Source organism: Shimia aestuarii (assembly GCF_900114635.1).
GTDB lineage: Bacteria > Pseudomonadota > Alphaproteobacteria > Rhodobacterales > Rhodobacteraceae > Shimia > Shimia aestuarii.
Window position 1 is genome coordinate 238,457 of record NZ_FOTQ01000001.1, and the last position, 18,403, is coordinate 256,859.

The following is an 18,403-nucleotide window of genomic DNA, read 5'->3' on the forward strand; positions in this document are numbered from 1 at the left end:
GCAAGAGACGAGCGGGCCAGCCACTCCGCTCAAGCATACGCTTGAAGTAGTCAGGGCTTTTCTTGAGCGCATTAGTGACCATCAGTTGAGTTTGCGCTTGGATTGCAGTTGCGTCGCATTCTCAAGTTGTTGCTGCAAAGCGTTGATCTGGCGTTGCAGCTTACGAATGTCGTCATAATCTTGGTGGCCCCATTCGTTGAGGCGCGTTTCGATAGCGGTCAGCTTGTCGATGATAGCAAGCGACTGTTTGCGTAGTTCGTCTTGGCCGCTGAGCAGGGCGCGTAGGAACGCTACCACTGTCTCTAGGCGCTCGTTGTACGCCTGCATCTGAGCGAGGAACGTAGTAGGTTCTTGGCCCTCAGAGGTTGCGAACAACATGTCGTATAATCCGACTTGTTTAGTCATTGGGTTAGCCTTTCTTAGTGTTTGTCGTAGTACGGCGCAGCTAGTGCCGCTTCCAGCGCCGCTATTCGGTCCTCTTGAGCGCGGATCGTGTTCATAAGCTGCTCAATGATTGTGTTGTGCGAGTTGACGCCGTTGTTGAGCGTGGTCGCCGCCTTCGAAAGCTCGTTGATTTGAGCGTCTTGAGTTGAAAGCACGCCGCCTACTCGATCGACAAAGTGCATAACTTCGCCTTTGGTGGCGGGTTCGTTCGGGTCGTAACCTAATTGGGTGTCACTCATACCGCGATCCCCGCACTGTTGGTGCGTTCGCGCTCTGCTTCATATTCGAGAATGTCGCTCAGTCGGTACAACACCTTCTTGTGACCGAGTTTGATAAACTTCGGACCTGCGCCACGGCAACGTACTACCGCAAGCGAACCTACAGTCGTATGCCAGCGGTCGGCTAGCTCTTGAGTGGTGAGGAAAGTCTCTTTCATAATGCCACCATTCCCCTACTTAGGGGTTGTCGGCAGTGCCCGAGTTTGCCAGTGGTGCCGTCGTGTTTTGTTACGCAGTCTGAGGCGAATGTTCTGCGGGGGGCTATTCTTGCTAAGCTATTGTAATCTAACAGTAATTTACGATAATGTCAAGCACTATTTTCGGAAATGACTTTGCAACTTTGCAACATTGGCTTTGCAAGTTAGCAAAAACAAATTACTCATATTTTACTCGTCGTTAAGATTTTGTTAACCTTATTAGGTAGTTAGCCTTAACCTTTCGCTAACCACGCTGCGTTTACCAATCTTAACAGGAGTGGTGGAAGGAGCGGCCATGGTTGCCCGCGCATACACGGTGGCGTTTGAAGGGGTGACGGCCCATCAGGTCGAGGTGCAATGCGCCGTGACCGCAGGTCTTCCCGCATTCTCCATCGTCGGCCTGCCGGACAAGGCCGTGTCCGAGGCGCGCGACCGGGTCCGCGCCGCACTGTCGTCGATGGCCATCGCCTTGCCCTCAAAGCGCATCACCATCAACCTTTCCCCGGCCGACTTGCCCAAGGAAGGCAGCCACTTTGACCTACCCATCGCGCTGGCCCTTTTGGCCGCGCTTGGGATCGTTCCAGAGGATGCCGCCGAAGGCACAGTATCGCTGGGAGAATTGTCCCTGGACGGCTCGCTTGTGCCCGTCACCGGCGCGCTGCCAGCGGCCATGTCCGCCGCCGAAGAGGACCGCATCCTGCTCTGCCCGCGCGCCAGCGGTCCCGAAGCGGCTTGGGTTGCCGCAACACAGGTGATTGGCGCTGCATCGCTCGCAGACGTGGTGCGCCACTATACCGGCCAATCGCCCCTGCCCCCCTCGGAACCAGGGGAGGTTTCCGAAACCGGCCATCTGCGTGATCTTCGCGAGGTCAAGGGTCAGGAACGGGCCAAGCGCGCCCTCGAAATTGCTGCCGCCGGAAGACACCACCTCTTCATGGTCGGTGCGCCGGGGTCCGGCAAATCCATGCTCGCGGCGCGTCTGCCCTCGATCCTGCCCCCCCTCAGCCCGGCAGAGGCGCTGGAAACCTCGATGATCCATTCCGTGGCCGGATTGCTGGACCAGGGCGGCATTTCCCGCACCCGCCCGTTTCGCGAACCGCACCACACGGCCTCCATGGCCGCGATTGTCGGCGGTGGGCGGCGCGCCCTTCCGGGCGAAATTTCACTGGCCCACAATGGTGTGCTGTTCATGGACGAACTGCCCGAATTTGCCCGCCCGGTGCTTGAAACCCTGCGCCAGCCCATCGAGACAGGACAGGTGATGATCGCGCGGGCGAATGCCCACGTGACCTACCCGTGCAAGTTCATGCTGATTGCCGCCGCCAACCCCTGCCGCTGCGGGCATATGTACGACCCCGAACGCGCCTGCGCCCGCGTACCGACCTGCGGTGAAGACTATCTCGGGCGTCTTTCCGGCCCCTTGCTGGATCGGCTTGACCTGCGCATCGAGGTTCCGCCCGTACGCTACACCGACCTTGACCTGCCCGCCGACGGGGACACGTCGGAAACCGTGCGCGCGCGGGTTCTGGCCGCCTGCGAAATACAAGACGCGCGCTTTGCCGACCACCCGGACCTGCGCAGCAACGCCGACGTCCAAGGCGCGTTGCTCGAGGAAATCGGCACGCCCGACTCCGAAGGGCGGGAATTGCTGGGCAAAGTGGCCGAACGCTTTGGCCTGTCCGCACGCGGTTATCACCGCGTGCTCCGGGTGGCGCGCACGATTGCCGACCTTGCGGGCAGCGACACGGTGCGCAAACCCCACGTGGCCGAGGCGGTCAGCTTTCGCCTCACATCCCCGCGCGAGGTCTGATCAGGCGCGCTTGGCCTCGATCGCCTGCCAGATTTTTTCGGCCACGTTGATCCCGTCGAACCGCTCCAGTTCCTGAATGCCGGTGGGCGAGGTCACGTTGATCTCGGTGAGGTAATCGCCGATCACGTCGATCCCCACAAAGACCTGCCCCTTTTCGCGCAGAAGCGGACCAATCGCATCACAGATCTCACGGTCCCGCGCGCTCAGCGCGATCTTCTCAGGCCGACCGCCCACATGCATGTTCGAGCGGGTTTCACCCGCAGCCGGCACCCGGTTGATCGCGCCCACAGGTTCGCCATCCACCAGAATCACGCGCTTGTCGCCATTGCTGACATCCGGCAGGAATTTCTGCACGATCAGGGGCTCCCGGCTGAACCCGGTGAACAGCTCGTGCAGCGAGGTCAGGTTACGATCGTTGTGATCGAGCCGGAAAACCCCCGCGCCGCCATTGCCATAAAGCGGCTTCAGGATGACGTCACCGTGCTTTTCCTTGAACGCCTTGATGGTCGCCAGATCCCGCGCGATCGTGGTCGGCGGGGTCAGATCCGGAAAGTCCAGAACCAACAGTTTCTCGGGGTAGTTGCGTACCCAGAACGGGTCATTCACCACCAGCGTCTCGGGCATCAACCGGTCCAGGATATGCGTCGAGGTGATGTAATGCATGTCGAACGGGGGGTCCTGACGCAGCCAAACCACGTCAAAATCCGCAAGGTCCACATGAACCTCCGGCCCAAGATCGACATGGTTGCCCTGCTCGCGGCGCACCTGCATGTCGTGCCCCCGCGCGGTAATACGCCCTTCTTCAAAGGCCAGCTTGTCCGGCGAATAATAAAAAAGCTCATGGCCACGCGCCTGCGCCTCTTCGGCAAGGCGGAACGAGCTGTCAGCGTTGATGTCGACCGACTGGATCGGGTCCATCTGAAAAGCGATCTTCATATGGGGCAACCTCTGTTGATATCCCCACTACATGGCCCAAGCCCCGCCCGCTTGCAATGGCTGCTCAGGCTACCATCAACGCGTTTTCAATGATTTTCACCGCGCCGGTGACATCCACCAGCGCCACGTCAAACCGCGCTTCGGTCAAAAGCCCGCGTGGCTCGCCACCAAGAAACTCCTCCCCGGCGGCCAACAGGCGCGCCATCTGGCGTGGTTGCAGGCGCTGGGCCGCGCGGTGAAAACTGCGGCTTTTCTTGACCTCGACAAAGATCACCTCGTCATCGCGCCGCAGGATCAGGTCAATCTCGCCCCCGCGCCCCCGCCAGCGCTGATGCACCACGTGCATCCCCTGTCGCTCGTATTCCCGCGCCACGTTCGCCTCGGCCGCCTGCCCCGCATGATAATTTGTCCCCGACATCATCACGCCCTCCGCTGCTTCAATCCTTCTTCAGCTTAAGGGCCAGTTGATAAATTTTCCGTTTATGCGCCCCAAACGCCTGCGCCACCGCTTCCGAGGCATCGCGCACACTCATCGTTTCCAGCGCCGTGACCAGCGCCGCCTCGATATCGTCCTCCCCGGAATCCTCGCCGCGCCCGCGGTCAATCAAAACGACGATCTCCCCTTTGAAACTTCGCTCTTGCGCCGCACTGCTCAACTCGGACAGCGGCCCGCGCAGTACCTCTTCGAATTTCTTTGTCAGTTCCCGGCAAAGCGCCGCCTCGCGGCCCGCGCCAAGCACTTCGGCGGCATCCGACAACATCGCGCCAACCCGCTTGGGGGATTCGTAAAACACCAAGGTCCCCGGCACGTCCCGCACCGCCTCAAGCGCGCTGCGCCGGGCTGATTTGGCATTGGGCAGGAACCCGGCAAAGAAAAACGCATCCGTCGGCAACCCCGCCAGCGTCAGCGCCGTGGCGACGGCGGACGGTCCGGGCGCCGACGTCACCAAATGCCCCGCCTCTGCCGCGGCGCGCGACAAATGATAGCCCGGATCGGCGATCAGCGGCGTCCCCGCCTCCGAGGCATAGGCCACCGACCGACCATCGGCCAGAAACCCCAGCAGCTTTTCCCGCGCCCCGGCGCCAGAGTGATCGTGATAGGATATCAGCGGGCGATCCCCGAGCGGCACGCCATGAATCTCCAGCAACCGCCGCATTGACCGCGTGTCCTCGGCTGCAATTACATCGGTCGAGGCCAGAACGTCCAGCGCCCTGAGCGTGATGTCGCGCGCCGTGCCGATCGGTGTGGCGACAAAGTACAAACCAGGTCGCAATTTCTCGGTCTTGTAATTCACCTCTGGACCCGCCTTTCGCTACGTTTATGATTGCACCCCATCGGGCGGCCGGATCAGAGTTGCGGACCCGACCCCAATGGGAGTGGAGATATTCGTGATGTTTGCTTTTCTTAAACCCGCCCGCAAGCTTCTGAAAGGGGCCGCACTTGGATTGGCGAGTTTTGCGCTGTTCGCCTGTGAACCCACCGGGCTGAGCACAGGACCGACCATCTCGACCAACGCTCCGGTGCCTGTGGCGCTTCTCGTGCCCATGGGGTCAGGCAATTCCGGCGATGCCCTTCTGGCGCAAAGCCTTGAAAACGCGGCGCGTTTGGCCATCGCTGACCTTCAAGGCGTGCAGATCGACCTGCGGGTCTATCCCACGGCCGGACAGGCAGCTACCGCACAGGCCGCCGCCATTCAGGCGGTGAATGAAGGCGCCAAGATCATTCTTGGTCCGGTCTTTGCAGAGGCCGCGAACGCAGCGGCCAAGGCCGTGGTCAACCGCAAGATCAACGTCATGGCCTTCTCCAACAACACCACGATTGCCGGCGGCAACCTCTTTGTGCTGGGCCCGACATTCGAAAACACCGCCGACCGCCTCGTTGGCTTCTCCAAGCGCAACGGTAGGGAACGCATCATGGTCGTGCACGCCGAAAACGTTTCGGGTCAGATTGGACGCAATGCCATCCTGTCCGCGATTTCGCGCAACAACGCGACCGAGGCGGGCACCGTGTCCTACCAGTTCTCGCAGGAAGGCGTCATCGCGGCCACGTCACAGATCAAGCTCAACGCCGATCAGAACCAGGCCGACGCGATCTTCCTGACCTCGGACACCTCCGGCGCCCTGCCATTGCTGACACAGGTTCTGCCCGAGGCCGGTCTCAGCCCCGCCACCACCCAGTTTATCGGCCTGACCCGCTGGGACATCCCGGCCCAGACGCTCGAACTGCCGGGGGTTCAGGGCGGCTGGTTTGCAATGCCAGACCCTCAGCTGACGCAACAGTTCCAGACCCGCTACGCACAGGCCTATGGCGGCCTGCCGCACCCGATCGGTGGTCTGGCCTATGACGGGATTGCGGCGATCGGCGCACTGGTCAAGGCGGGCAAGAGCGATGCATTGACGACGGGCGCCCTCACCCAAGGCGCAGGTTTTCAGGGTGTGAACGGCATTTTCCGCCTTCGCGCCGACGGTACGAATGAACGCGGACTGGCGGTGGCCACGATCCGTGACAAGAAGGTTGTAATCATTGACCCTGCCCCAACCCGATTCGGCGGTGCCGGCTTCTGAGCCCGGCACGGATATCGTCACACTGCCCAAGGACACGCTGATCTGCGATCCTGAACAGATCTTCGACCATAAATCCATCCGGGCGGATCTCGACGCCCTGGTTGAAGAAAAAAGCGATGACCGCGCCTTTCGGGGGGCGGTGGTCAAGCTGCTGTCGACCCGTCGCAAGGAAGGCATGGCCCGCATCGCGGACTCGTTTCGGGAAAAACCATTCGCCGCGCGGGAAATGACCCGCTCCTATACGTGGCTGACCGACTGCCTTGTCGGCTGCGCCTTTCACGTGGCCACGACCCAATTGCACCCGCTGCCGAACCCGACCGAATCCGAACGCCTGGCGCTCTTGGCAGTGGGTGGGTACGGGCGGGGCGAAATGGCACCGCAATCGGATGTCGATCTGCTGTTCCTGACCCCCTACAAGATCACGGCCTGGGCCGAGAGCGTGATTGAATCCATGCTCTACATCCTGTGGGATCTGCGCCTCAAGGTTGGCCACTCAAGCCGCACCGTCAAGGATTGCCTGCGCCTCGGGGGCGAAGATTACACCATCCGCACCGCGCTGCTGGAAAACCGCTTTCTCTGGGGGGACGAGGGTCTTGCCACCGAGTTGAACAAACGTCTCCGGGCGGAACTGTTCACCGGCACGGAACGGGAGTTCATCGAGGCCAAGCTCTCCGAACGCGAGGCACGCCACCTCAAGCAGGGCGAACGCTATGTCGTCGAACCCAACGTGAAAGAGGGCAAAGGAGGTCTGCGCGATCTGCAATCGCTGTTCTGGATCGCGAAATACGTCTACCAGGTCACAGACGTTTCCGAATTGGTCGCGCTCAAGGTACTGACCAAAGACGAACTCGAAAGCTTCATCGACGCCGAAAACTTCCTTTGGGCAGTGCGCGGACACCTGCACCTGATCGCCGGGCGCCCGGTCGAACAGCTGACCTTTGACGTGCAGGTCGAAGTGGCCGACCGGCTGGGATATGTCGACAGGGGCGGGCGCCGCGCGGTCGAACATTTCATGCAGGATTATTTCCGCAAGGCGACCTCGGTGGGCGACCTGACCCGCATCCTTCTGACCAAGCTGGAAGCGGACCACGCCAAGGCCGCACCGCTGATGGAGCGCATTTTCCGCCGTCGCCGCAAGGTCAAACCCGAATATGTCGTGATCAACAATCGCCTCGCGGTGGTCGATGACGAAGCGTTTCTTTCCGACAAGCTCAACCTGCTGCGTATCTTCGACGAAGGGTTGCGCACGGGGCTGCTGATCCACCCGGATGCCATGCGCCTTGTCACGGCCAATCTCGACCTGATCGACGACGACATGCGCGCCAACAAGGAAGCGCGCAAGATCTTCCTCGGGCTTCTGCTGAAACACGGAAACCCGGAACGCGCCCTGCGGCGGATGAACGAACTGGGCGTGCTGGCCGCCTTCCTCCCCGAGTTCGAACCCATCGTGGCTATGATGCAGTTCAATATGTATCACTCCTACACGGTGGACGAACACACCATCCAGGTCATCGCCAACCTTGACCGGATCGAACGCGACGAACTGCGCGAGGAACTGCCGCTCAGCTCGGACATCATCAAGTCCGGCATCAACCGCCGGGTGCTGATGGTGGCACTGCTGTTGCACGACATCGGCAAGGGTCGCGACATCGACCATTCTGTGCTGGGCGCCCAGATCGCCCGCCGTGTTGCACCGGCGCTTGGCCTGCCCAAGGCGGAATGCGAAACGGTCGAATGGCTGGTGCGGTATCACCTCCTGATGTCCGACACCGCCCAGAAACGCGACATCGCTGATCCGCGCACCGTGCGCGACTTTGCCAAGGCGGTGCAGACAGTCGACCGGCTGAACCTTCTGACTGTCCTGACCGTCTGTGACATTCGCGGCGTCGGGCCGGACACGTGGAACAATTGGAAAGCAGTCCTGATCCGCGCGCTCTACCGCCAGACCAAGCTGGTGCTGGAAGACGGAATGGAGGCGATCACCCGCGAAAACCGAGGCACCGAGGCCAAGAAACTCCTGCGCAAAGAGCTGGCCGACTGGCCCGCCAAAGAGCTCAAACGCGAAACCGGGCGCCATTACGATCCTTACTGGCAGGGGCTGCATGTCACCGCGCACAAGGTTTTTGCCGAACTGCTGCGCGACATACAGGACGACGAGGTGCGCATCGACCTTCACCCGGACGAAGATCGCGACGCCACCCGCGCCTGCTTTGCCATGGCCGATCATCCCGGCATCTTCAGCCGCATGTGCGGGGCACTGGCGCTGGTCGGGGCCAATATCGTGGATGCACGCACCTTCACCTCCAAGGACGGGTATGCCACGGCCGCCTTCTGGATACAGGACATCGAGGGACACCCTTTCGAGGCCTCGCGCCTGCCCCGCCTGCGCCAGATGATCGAAAAGACCCTGCGCGGCGAGGTACTCACCACCGAGGCCATCAAGTCGCGCGACGTGATCAAGAAACGCGAACGTGCCTTCCGGGTGCCGACAACCATCACCTTCGACAATGACGGCTCCGATATCTACACCATCATCGAAGTCGACACCCGCGACCGTCCGGGCCTCTTGTTCGACCTGACCCGGACTTTGGCCAACAACAACGTCTACATCGCTTCGGCGGTGATCGCGACCTTCGGGGAGCAGGTGGTCGACAGCTTCTATGTCAAGGACATGTTCGGACTCAAATTCCACTCCGAAGCCAAGCAGCGCACCCTAGAAAAGCGCCTGCGTGAAGCGATCGAAAAAGGCGTGGAAAGGGCGACCTCTTGAAGCCGATCCGGCTGATATCCGGCTTTCTGACCGTCGGCTTCTGGACCCTGATGAGCCGGGTCCTCGGCTTTGCGCGTGAAATCCTGATTCTCGCCTATATCGGTCCGGGCAGCGCGCTTGACGCCTTCGTTGCCGCCTTCCGCCTGCCCAACATGTTCCGCCGCTTCTTTGCCGAAGGCGCCTTCAATGCGGCCTTCGTGCCGATGTTTTCCAAGAAATACGAGGCGGACGAGGACGCGGCAGGGTTTGCCCGCGACGCCTTCAACCTTCTGGCCATCTCCGTTCTGGGGCTGGCCGCGCTGGCCATGATCTTCATGCCCGCGCTGGTCTGGCTCACGGCAGAGGGCTTTTATGGCGATGAACGCTTCGACATGACGGTCGGCTTTGGCCACATCGTCTTTCCCTATATCGTCTTCATGTCCCTCGCGGCGCTGTTTTCGGGCATCCTGAATGCCACCGGGCGCTTTGCCGCCGCTGCTGCGGCGCCGGTTCTGCTCAATGTGTTGGTGGTGCCCGCCCTGATCATCGGGGCGGCAGTGGGGGGCGACGTGGTCATGTGGCTGGTCTGGACCATCCCGATCGCCGGTGTCGCCCAACTGGCCTTTGTCTGGATCGCGACCCTGCGCGCGGGCATTTCCTTTCGCCCCGGCCTGCCCCACGTCACCCCCGACATGCGGCGAATGCTGGCGATTGCCGTTCCCGCCGCGCTGGCCTCGGGCGTCATGCAGATCAACCTTGTCGTCGGCCAGATCGTCGCCTCGGCCACTCCCGGTGCGGTGAGCTGGCTCTTTGCTGCCGACCGACTCTATCAACTGCCCCTCGGCGTGGTCGGCATCGCCGTCGGTATCGTGCTTTTGCCCGACCTTTCGCGCCGCCTGCGCGCGGGCGATGATGACGGGGCGCAATATGCCTTTTCCCGCGCCGGAGAGTTCGCCCTCTTCCTCACCATTCCCTGCGCCGTTGCGTTTCTCGTGATCCCGCTGCCGTTGGTCTCGGTCCTGTTCGAACGCGGCGCCACCGGCGCGGATGACAGCGCCGCCATCGCCGTGGCCGTGGCGATCTACGGGCTCGGCCTGCCCGCCTTCGTGCTGCAGAAACTGCTGCAACCGCTCTATTTCGCTCGCGAAGACACGCGCCGCCCGTTCCACTACGCCGTCTGGGCGATGATCGTGAACGCCGCTCTGGCCTTTGGCCTATCCCCTTTCCTGAGTTGGATGGCCCCCGCCATTGCTGCCTCGGTTTCGGCCTGGGTCATGGTCGCACAGTTGGCTCTGGGTGCCCGCCGCTATGGCGCGGTGGCCAGGTTCGACAACCGCCTGCGCAGCCGCCTCTGGCGGATCTGCCTGTGTTCGGGGGTCATGGCCGCCGCCCTCTGGGGGGCCACGCTGATCCTCTCACCATGGCTCGGCATGCCCGGCTGGCGCTATGGCGCGCTGCTGGTCCTGATCGCGGCGGGAAGCGTCACCTACTTCCTATCTGCGCACATCACCGGGGCGTTCCGCTTCTCGGAACTGCGCGGGGCCGCGCGCCGGTCAGCCTGACGAAATCCAATTTTTCCTTGCCCTCTTCCCCGGATCGGTCGTTACTCGGGGCACAGACAGGACAATTGGAGAGCGAGTATGTCTAACTGGATTATCATGATGCTGGTCGGCATCCTGTCCCTCGTGGCCGGGATCGTCGCCCTGCTCAACCCCTTTGGGGCCTCGGTCGTGGCCACACTGATCACGGGATGGAGCTTTTTCATCCTCGGATTTCTGCAGCTTATTGCCGGGCTACGTGCCGAAGGGGCCGGCAACAAGGTGCTGGGCGCCTTGCTCGGCCTGATCGCATTGTTTATCGGCATCAACCTTGTCGCCGAACCGCTGCGCGGCATGATCACCCTGACGATGATTGCCGGGATCATGTTTCTGGCCTCGGGCATCTTCAAGGCATGGTTCGGCTTTGCCAATACAGAAGGCAGCCTGCGCGGTGCGATGATGATCTCGGGCCTGGTGTCGATTGTGCTGGGTGTAATGGTGCTGTCGAACTTCCCGCAATCGGCCGCAGTCGTGCTGGGCGTATTGCTGGGCATTGAGCTTCTGTCCAACGGCATCAGCGCCATCGCGCTCGCCATGATCGGCAAGAAGATCGAAACCTGAGCCTCAGTCGTGGCGGATCAGTTCCCTGATCCGCCGCCACCCGCCGGGAACCAGCAGGAATGACAACAGGAACCCGGCAATAAAGCCACAGACATCGGCAACCCAGCTCGGCGTTCCACCAAAGAGCAGGCCAAAGACCAGCTGGATCGCGACCAGCATCCCGATCAGAGTAAACGCCCGCGCCTGCGGCGCACCGATCACCCCCAGACGCACCCACATCAGAAAGGTGAACGCGCCGATCAACCCGTAGACGCCGGGATAAGACCCGATCAACGGCATCGACGCCCCGGTGATCAGCGCATAGCCCAGCGCCCCGACACCCCCCGAGAGGATGAACACGACCAGCGTGGCGGCCTGCGAAAACACTTCACCGACCATCTTGCCCATCGCCAGCAAAAGCACCGCGCCAAACAGGGTGTGAGTGAAATTGCCATGGATAAAAAGATAGGTCACGAACCGCCACAGGTGCTCGGTTGGCCAGCGGTTGTTGGTCAGCATCCATTGGAAAATATCGGTGGAAAACGCATATTTCTGGATCGCACCCAACCGCCATCCTACGGCTTCCGGCCCGCCCACCATGCCCTTGGACCCAAGCCAGAAAGCGGCCTCAATCCCCACGATCACAAGGAAAAGCGCCACAACGACAGGCGGCAACGGGTTGATCGGTCCGGGCTCTTGGGGGCTGCTCATGTCCACGCTCCTTGACGGCGATTTGCCCCATGGGTAAGGCAACACCGACCATAAATCCAGACGGAGTATTCCCCATGAACGAGGCGGTCCAAACGTCCTCCACCTTTACCCCACGCGTCTTTTCCGGGATCCAACCCTCGGGCGGCCTGACGCTGGGCAATTACCTTGGCGCGATGAAGCGCTTTGTCGACATGCAGAACGAAGGCTCCCACGAGACCGTCTATTGTATGGTCGACATGCATGCGATCACCGTCTGGCAAGACCCCGACAAGCTGCGCCGCGCCACGCGCGAGCTTTGCGCCGGGTTCATCGCCGCCGGAATCGACCCGAACAAATCCATCTTGTTCAACCAGTCGCAAGTGGCCGAACACGCACAACTGGCATGGATCTTCAACTGCGTCGCCCGCATGGGCTGGATGCAACGCATGACCCAGTGGAAAGACAAGGCTGGCAAGAACCAGCAAAACGCCTCTCTGGGCCTGCTGGCCTATCCTGCGCTGATGGCCGCTGACATCCTCGTCTACCACGCCACCCACGTGCCCGTGGGCGATGACCAGAAACAGCACCTCGAACTGACCCGCGACGTCGCGATCAAGTTCAACCACGATTATGGCGTCGACTTCTTCCCCATCACCGAACCGGTGATCGAGGGTGCTGCGACGCGCGTAATGAGCTTGCGTGACGGCTCCAAGAAGATGTCAAAATCCGATCCGTCCGATGCCAGCCGCATCAACATGACGGATGACGCCGACACCATCGCCAAGAAGATCCGCAAGGCCAAGACCGACCCCGACGCGCTGCCCTCCGAGGAAAAGGGTCTTGAGGACCGCCCCGAAGCGCGCAACCTCGTCAACATCTACGCCGCACTGGCCGAGCAATCGGTCGATGCGGTGCTGCGCGAGATGGGCGGCAAGCAATTCTCCGAGTTCAAGCCAATCCTTTCGGACCTCGCCGTGGAAAAGCTGGCCCCGATCAGCACCGAAATGGCCCGCCTGATGCAGGACCCGGCCGAGATCGACCGCATCCTTGGCCACGGCGCTCAGCAGGCCCGTGAAATCGCGGCGCCAATCCTGAAAAAGACCTACGACATCGTCGGCATGATCTCGTCGACCTGACCAAAGAATGCTGGATGCTGATCGAGGGCGATGCCTACTTGGTCCGCTGTGGAGCTACACTAACTTGTAAACATGAGCAGGCCGCGACTCCGCGGCCTGCTGACTTTTCCGGGACCTGCAGAGTTTCAGAACGGGCGCCCAAGAAGACAGGGCACACGAAATATGCTATCCTGTCAGAAAATTCTGGTTCCGAAACGGAAGTCAGAACATGGCGCATGCATATTGACCACTTAAAGTCACTCCGCCCGCTCCAAGGGCTCATAATCACCGACGTGGGTGCAGGTGATGGCGTATATTCTCGCGAGTTGGATGCCGCTGGCGCAACCGTCACGGCCATCGAGGTCGACCCCATCAAGGTCGCCAAGGCTCTGACAGGCTTGCCAAGGACAATTGATGTAAAACTTGGAGCCGCCGAAGATCTTCCCCTCGGTGACAAGTCCCAAGATCTTGTTTGCCTGTTTTTTTCGCTCCATCACGTCCCATCAAATGTGCAATCCGAGGCCCTGGAAGAGTTTCATCGGGTCCTCAAACCCACTGGACGCCTGCACATTGTGGAGCCGCATCCATATGGGACGATGTTCGATGTTGTGCGTTTGGTAGAGGATGAAACCGAGGTTCGCACCAACTCACACGCGCTGCTGACCGGACTTGACGGAAGACATGGGTTTCAACTGGTCGACATGAAGCAATATGTCCTGACCCGCGAATACCCAACTTTTGAGTTTTTTGTCGAGAAGATCATTCTTCCGGACCCCGAGCGCAGACAAGCATATGAAGCCAATTCTGCGGATATCGAGGACACTTTCAACCGGGTGAAGGAATCCCGCGAAGGTCGTGTTGTTCTGCATCAACCTTGCACGGCTTTCCATTATTCATTGACCCAATAGGCGCAGCTTGTCGCCCTTGGATCGCATCAGTTTCTCACGGCGACCTTCCTTCATCGGTACAGGCTCAAGGTCCTCTGAGTCGTTTCTTTTTTGCCTGTTTTTAATGCAATCACATGCTGGACGCGCCCATATCCAGCCTAGGCACCGAACTTTCCGCACCGCGGCACAAATCTTCACGAATCTGTCGCATCCATCCGTTAACCTCTCCTTACATACCGGGTGTCTATTGCGGCACTCACCTGAAACCACAAAACGACTTTGGTACATTCTTTTTCAGCACCTGATCTTTCGCCCCCTCGGTCTCCCCAGCCCGAGGGGGCTTTTCCTTGTGGACCTCCTGCCCGACCGGACGTAGTCTCGCCACCCGAGAGCGAGGGAGAATACCAGATGGCAGTTGGCACCAATATCCGAACCTATTTTGACGGCGCTTGGCATGACGGCGATGTCCCGATCATGCGCGCCGCCGATCACGGCGCATGGCTTGGCTCTGGCGTCTTTGACGGGGCGCGGTTCGTGGGCGGTTTGATGCCCGATCTCGACAAACATTGCGCCCGCGCCAACCGCTCTGCCGAGGCGTTGATGCTCAAGCCGACCGTGTCGACCGAAGAGATGGTCGAGATCGTCCGCGAAGGCGTCAAAGCCTATGACAAGGACGCCGCCGTCTACATCCGCCCGATGTACTGGGGCATCGGGGGCGACGTCACCGCCATCGTGCCGGATCAGGAAGAAACCGGATTTGCCATCTGTCTCGAACAGATCCCAATGGCCCAGCCCGAAGCCAGTGCCACCCTCACGCGCACCCGTTTCCGCCGCCCCGTGCTCGAAGACGCCGTGGTCAATGCCAAGGCAGGCTGCCTCTATCCCAACAACGCCCGCATGCTGTCCGAAGCGCGCTCCAAGGGTTTTGCCAACGCGCTCGTCGCCGATGCCATGGGCAACGTTGCCGAAACCGCCACCGCAAATATCTTCATGGTCAAGGACGGCGAGGTCTTCACCCCGATCCCCAACGGCACCTTCCTTGCCGGGATCACCCGCGCCCGGCACATCAAGAACCTGCGCGCCGACGGGGTCACTGTGCATGAAACGGTCCTTGGCTTTGCCGATTTCGATGCAGCCGACGAGGTCTTCATGTCCGGCAACATGAACAAGGTCACGCCCGTCACCGCCTTTGAGGATCGCCAGTACCAGATCGGCCCCATCACCCGCCGCGTGCGCGACATGTATTGGGACTGGGCCGTTTCGAACGGCTGAACCGGGCAAACACCTGTTGCGGAACACCGCTGAAGCGGCCATGATCCGCTGCAAACGGAGGGGATCATGCGTAAGTTTCTGGTCGTGCTGGATGACAGCCGCGAATGCCTCAACGCGATGCGGTTCGCCGCCATGCGTGCCTCCAACACCGGGGGCGGCGTCAAGATCCTGTCGATCATTCCGCCCGAGGAATTCAATCACTGGATCGGCGTCGGCGACATCATGCGCGAAGAAGCCCGCGAGCGCATCGAGGTGCATTTCGAAGTCTTCGCCAAATGGATGCGCGACCGTCAGGGCGTGGATCCCGAGCTGAAAATCCGCGAAGGCGAAGCCGTGTCCGAGATTCTGGCCGAGATCAAGGAAGACCGCGACATCGGTGTGCTGGTGCTCGGCGCCGGCACCGACCGCAAGGGCCCCGGCCCGCTGGTCTCCCAGCTCTCCCGCAACTCCGGCAGCCTTCCTGTCCCGATCACCATCGTGCCGGGCGATCTGTCCAAGGAACAGCTTGAAGCGGTGACGTGACGCTGCGCGACCCATGGTCACTGTTCGGGAAATGCTCGAAACAAATCCTGAAGTGCTTGATACCCGAGGCACCTCCACAAAATGCGCGCGTCTTAAGTGATGGACCGAACGCAGGTCTTCCCCTAGCCTCGACTCATATCACGCTGTCGGGGTTGGTCATAAGGGCCGGCGCCATTCATCAATTTGCGCACTAATGGAGGAAACACTTTTGAAAAACCTTAAACCGATTCAAACACTTTTTTCCGGAGTTGCCGCAGCCTCCATGATGATGGCGGCCTCGCTGGCCTACGCCGCGGACGAAACCGTGCTGCCCACCAAGGGCGACGCCATTGAAACCTATTGGAGCGCCAAGTTCTGGACGATCTTTAAAAATAATACGCGGCAATCCTGCTTTATCGAATGGCGCAGCGAAAACAGCGTTGTGCAAGCCGGTTTGACGCCCGACCAGAACTCCGGCTATCTCGGCGCCTTCGTAAAGGGCTACGAGCCCCCAGAAGGCGCGCACGAAATCACGATTGCTTTGAACGACAAGCTCTATGTCGGAAACGCGATCACCGAATCCCGCGCCATTTCGGGTGGGCTCAAGGGCGGATACATCGTCTTCGACAATCCGAATTTTGTGAACGACCTTGAAGAGGCCCGCGAATTCGTTGCGTTCCGGGGCTCCCCCCGTTCCATGACGGTAAAAGTCAAAACTCCCAAGAACGCCATCGACCGGGCGCGCGACTGCATGGCGACTTTTTGATCGGTTAGCCGTGCTTCAGCGTCAGCCCGTTTATTGGATACGCAACGACCGGTCGCCGTCACAGGGGGGTACAGTTCTGCCAATCCGGGCAACGAAACCAAACGCCACGCTTTCCTGCATGGTTGAAAGAAGCCCTCCCGCACGCCCCGTTAATCTCCGCAATCCGTCAAACCCGCACCGACACAATACCGACGTGATACCGACGCGCCACCGATAGGCCATTCCCCGTAAAACAAGGGCGTTAACCATGATTCGCCCCAAACCACCCATTTCCCCGTGCGCACCCTTAGAACCATTCTAAACCTTGACACTTCGGGGCCGGAGGCGCATATCTTTTGTCAAGCGATAAAAGGTGAATACCAGATGTTCATTCAAACCGAGTCCACCCCGAACCCGGCCACCCTGAAATTCCTTCCCGGCCAGACCGTTCTGGAAATGGGCACCGCCGATTTCCCCACCGCAGACGGCGCTTCGGCTTCGCCGCTGGCAACGCGCATTTTTGACGTCAAGGGCGTTGCGGGCGTGTTCTTCGGTACGGATTTTGTCACCGTGACCAAAGAAGACGCGGTGGAATGGGATCATATTAAACCCGCCATTCTCGGCGCGATCATGGAGCATTTTCAATCCGGCCAACCGGTGATGGCAGGCGACGCGGCCCAATCCTCGGGCCATGCCGAACATCACGGTGAAGACGGTGAAATCGTCGGCCAGATCAAAGAGTTGCTGGATACGCGCGTCCGCCCAGCCGTGGCGCAGGACGGTGGCGACATCACCTTCCACGGCTTTGATCGCGGCGTCGTGTACCTGCACATGCAGGGCGCCTGCGCGGGCTGCCCGTCCTCGACCCTGACCCTCAAGATGGGCATCGAGAACCTGCTGCGCCACTACATCCCCGAAGTGACCGAGGTGCGCCCGGTCGCCGTCTGAGGCCACCCATGCGCTGATCCACACAATCGGGACGACGCCCATCCGGCGCCGTCCCTTTGATTTTGACCCACCCTATGACCGACACACCCCTGATCCTCGCCTTTGACACGTCCGGCCCCGCCGTTGCCGCCGCCCTGCTGCGTGGCCCCGACGTTCTTGCCGTAGTGTGCGAAGACATGAAGCGCGGTCAGGCGGAACGGCTCATGCCCCTGCTCGAAGAGCTGCTGGCAGAGGCAGGTGTCACATGGCAAGCGCTGGACGCCATCGGCGTCGGCATTGGCCCCGGCAACTTCACCGGCATCCGCATCTCCGTCTCCTGCGCGCGTGGCCTCGCCCTTGGCCTCGGCATCCCCGCCGTGGGTGTATCAACCTTCGAAGCACTTTCGCGCGACCACCCCAGCCCGCATATCGCAGCCGTCCCGGCCCCGCGCGACCAATTCTATGTCGTGTCCCCCGACATGGAGGCTCCGGCGCTGCTCAAGGCGCCACTCGACACAAAGCTGCCCGTGCACATGCCCCCGCCTGCCGACCGGCTGGTCGAAAACATCGCCCGCTGCGCCGCCACGCGCCATGGCTCTGACATCCCACGCCCGGCCCCGCTCTATATCAAGCCCGCCGATGCCGCCCCGCCACGCGATCCGGCCCCGGTGATCCTCGAATGACACCCCAAGCGCTGGCCCGTCTGTATGCAGCGGCCTTTGCCGACACCCGCGCGTGGACAGCCGAAGAGTTTTCCACCCTTCTCAACTCACCGCATGTCTTTTCCTGCGTGGAACAAGACGGATTCGCCATCGGCCGCGTGGTCGCGGACGAGGCCGAACTCCTGACCATTGCCGTGCACCCAGACGCGCGCCGCGACGGTCTCGGCCACCGCCTGCTGAGCGCCTTTGAAGACAGCGCACGCACGCGCGGCGCCACCCGCGCCTTTCTCGAAGTCGCCGAGGACAACACCGCCGCAATGGGCCTTTATTCCAAGGCCGGTTACGTCGTATCGGGCCGCCGCCCATACTATTACGCCAAGTCCGACGGCACCCGTGTTTCGGCCTGCCTCATGGACAAGGACCTGACCTAAAGTCACCCCTCCCGCAGGGCCAAGATTCTCGGCCATATGGTCAAAAACAGGTTGAC

Annotated in this window: 20 protein-coding genes; 13 read left to right on the forward strand and 7 right to left on the reverse strand. The window is 61.0% G+C overall.

Annotated elements, in window-relative coordinates; translation table 11 throughout:
* Positions 1-81: 81 nt before the first annotated feature.
* Genes BMZ35_RS01190 through BMZ35_RS01200 form a run of 3 tightly spaced genes read right to left on the reverse strand, consistent with a single transcriptional unit; the run spans position 82 to position 880 of the window.
* Positions 82-405 (reverse strand): hypothetical protein, encoded by a 324-nt coding sequence (locus BMZ35_RS01190; protein WP_093090122.1) that lies wholly within the window; start codon positions 403-405, stop codon positions 82-84.
* 14 nt (positions 406-419) lie between these two features.
* Positions 420-683 (reverse strand): hypothetical protein, encoded by a 264-nt coding sequence (locus BMZ35_RS01195; protein ID WP_093090123.1) that lies wholly within the window; start codon positions 681-683, stop codon positions 420-422.
* Positions 680-880 carry a helix-turn-helix transcriptional regulator gene (locus BMZ35_RS01200; protein ID WP_093090124.1) on the reverse strand — a complete coding sequence of 67 codons (201 nt, stop codon included), beginning with the start codon at positions 878-880 and terminating at the stop codon, positions 680-682. The genes BMZ35_RS01195 and BMZ35_RS01200 overlap by 4 nt, the downstream gene beginning before the upstream one ends.
* 334 nt (positions 881-1,214) lie before the next feature.
* Here BMZ35_RS01200 and BMZ35_RS01205 point away from each other — a divergent pair, with 334 nt between their 5' ends.
* Positions 1,215-2,729 (forward strand): YifB family Mg chelatase-like AAA ATPase, encoded by a 1,515-nt coding sequence (locus BMZ35_RS01205; protein WP_093090125.1) that lies wholly within the window; start codon positions 1,215-1,217, stop codon positions 2,727-2,729.
* On the opposite strand, the gene gshB is transcribed toward BMZ35_RS01205, so the two are convergent.
* The 3 genes from gshB to rsmI all read right to left on the reverse strand — a co-directional run bounded on the left by gshB (position 2,730) and on the right by rsmI (position 4,960).
* Positions 2,730-3,665 (reverse strand): glutathione synthase, encoded by a 936-nt coding sequence (gshB, locus tag BMZ35_RS01210; protein ID WP_093090126.1) that lies wholly within the window; start codon positions 3,663-3,665, stop codon positions 2,730-2,732.
* A 64-nt stretch (positions 3,666-3,729) separates the two neighbouring features.
* Positions 3,730-4,086 carry a YraN family protein gene (locus BMZ35_RS01215; protein ID WP_423227737.1) on the reverse strand — a complete coding sequence of 119 codons (357 nt, stop codon included), beginning with the start codon at positions 4,084-4,086 and terminating at the stop codon, positions 3,730-3,732.
* 16 nt (positions 4,087-4,102) lie between these two features.
* Positions 4,103-4,960 (reverse strand): 16S rRNA (cytidine(1402)-2'-O)-methyltransferase, encoded by an 858-nt coding sequence (gene rsmI / locus BMZ35_RS01220; protein WP_093090127.1) that lies wholly within the window; start codon positions 4,958-4,960, stop codon positions 4,103-4,105.
* Positions 4,961-5,057: 97 nt separating this feature from the next.
* Here rsmI and BMZ35_RS01225 point away from each other — a divergent pair, with 97 nt between their 5' ends.
* The 4 genes from BMZ35_RS01225 (at position 5,058) to BMZ35_RS01240 (ending at position 11,138) form a co-directional block, all read left to right on the forward strand.
* Positions 5,058-6,230, forward strand: coding sequence for a penicillin-binding protein activator (locus tag BMZ35_RS01225; protein ID WP_093092453.1), 1,173 nt, complete (start codon positions 5,058-5,060; stop codon positions 6,228-6,230).
* Positions 6,217-9,000, forward strand: a complete 2,784-nt coding sequence (locus tag BMZ35_RS01230) for a [protein-PII] uridylyltransferase (RefSeq protein WP_242654667.1) — start codon at positions 6,217-6,219, stop codon at positions 8,998-9,000. The genes BMZ35_RS01225 and BMZ35_RS01230 overlap by 14 nt, the downstream gene beginning before the upstream one ends.
* Complete coding sequence (gene murJ, locus BMZ35_RS01235) at positions 8,997-10,541, forward strand: murein biosynthesis integral membrane protein MurJ (protein ID WP_093090129.1); 1,545 nt, start codon at positions 8,997-8,999, stop codon at positions 10,539-10,541. The genes BMZ35_RS01230 and murJ overlap by 4 nt, the downstream gene beginning before the upstream one ends.
* A gap of 78 nt (positions 10,542-10,619) precedes the next feature.
* Positions 10,620-11,138 (forward strand): HdeD family acid-resistance protein, encoded by a 519-nt coding sequence (locus tag BMZ35_RS01240; RefSeq protein ID WP_093090130.1) that lies wholly within the window; start codon positions 10,620-10,622, stop codon positions 11,136-11,138.
* 3 nt (positions 11,139-11,141) lie between these two features.
* Here the strand turns inward: BMZ35_RS01240 and BMZ35_RS01245 are convergent, their stop codons facing one another.
* A complete protein-coding gene (locus tag BMZ35_RS01245) occupies positions 11,142-11,828 on the reverse strand; it encodes a rhomboid family intramembrane serine protease (protein WP_093090131.1) in 687 nt (228 codons plus the stop codon).
* Between the two features lie 74 nt (positions 11,829-11,902).
* Between BMZ35_RS01245 and trpS the strand changes: the two genes are divergently transcribed.
* The 8 genes from trpS to BMZ35_RS01285 all read left to right on the forward strand — a co-directional run bounded on the left by trpS (position 11,903) and on the right by BMZ35_RS01285 (position 18,347).
* Positions 11,903-12,943 (forward strand): tryptophan--tRNA ligase, encoded by a 1,041-nt coding sequence (trpS, locus tag BMZ35_RS01250; protein WP_093090132.1) that lies wholly within the window; start codon positions 11,903-11,905, stop codon positions 12,941-12,943.
* A gap of 215 nt (positions 12,944-13,158) precedes the next feature.
* Positions 13,159-13,830: a class I SAM-dependent methyltransferase gene (locus tag BMZ35_RS01255; protein ID WP_165609979.1), complete on the forward strand. Its 672-nt coding sequence runs from the start codon at positions 13,159-13,161 to the stop codon at positions 13,828-13,830.
* A gap of 387 nt (positions 13,831-14,217) precedes the next feature.
* Positions 14,218-15,081 (forward strand): branched-chain amino acid aminotransferase, encoded by an 864-nt coding sequence (locus BMZ35_RS01260; protein ID WP_093090134.1) that lies wholly within the window; start codon positions 14,218-14,220, stop codon positions 15,079-15,081.
* A 66-nt stretch (positions 15,082-15,147) separates the two neighbouring features.
* Entirely contained in the window at positions 15,148-15,603 is a 456-nt protein-coding gene (locus BMZ35_RS01265; RefSeq protein WP_093090135.1) for a universal stress protein, read from the forward strand.
* Positions 15,604-15,796: 193 nt separating this feature from the next.
* Positions 15,797-16,348 carry a hypothetical protein gene (locus BMZ35_RS01270; protein ID WP_093090136.1) on the forward strand — a complete coding sequence of 184 codons (552 nt, stop codon included), beginning with the start codon at positions 15,797-15,799 and terminating at the stop codon, positions 16,346-16,348.
* A 363-nt stretch (positions 16,349-16,711) separates the two neighbouring features.
* Positions 16,712-17,275, forward strand: a complete 564-nt coding sequence (locus BMZ35_RS01275; RefSeq protein WP_093090137.1) for a NifU family protein — start codon at positions 16,712-16,714, stop codon at positions 17,273-17,275.
* A gap of 74 nt (positions 17,276-17,349) precedes the next feature.
* Positions 17,350-17,937, forward strand: coding sequence for a tRNA (adenosine(37)-N6)-threonylcarbamoyltransferase complex dimerization subunit type 1 TsaB (gene tsaB / locus BMZ35_RS01280; protein ID WP_093090139.1), 588 nt, complete (start codon positions 17,350-17,352; stop codon positions 17,935-17,937).
* Positions 17,934-18,347 carry a GNAT family N-acetyltransferase gene (locus tag BMZ35_RS01285; protein WP_093090141.1) on the forward strand — a complete coding sequence of 138 codons (414 nt, stop codon included), beginning with the start codon at positions 17,934-17,936 and terminating at the stop codon, positions 18,345-18,347. The genes tsaB and BMZ35_RS01285 overlap by 4 nt, the downstream gene beginning before the upstream one ends.
* Positions 18,348-18,403 lie beyond the last annotated feature (56 nt).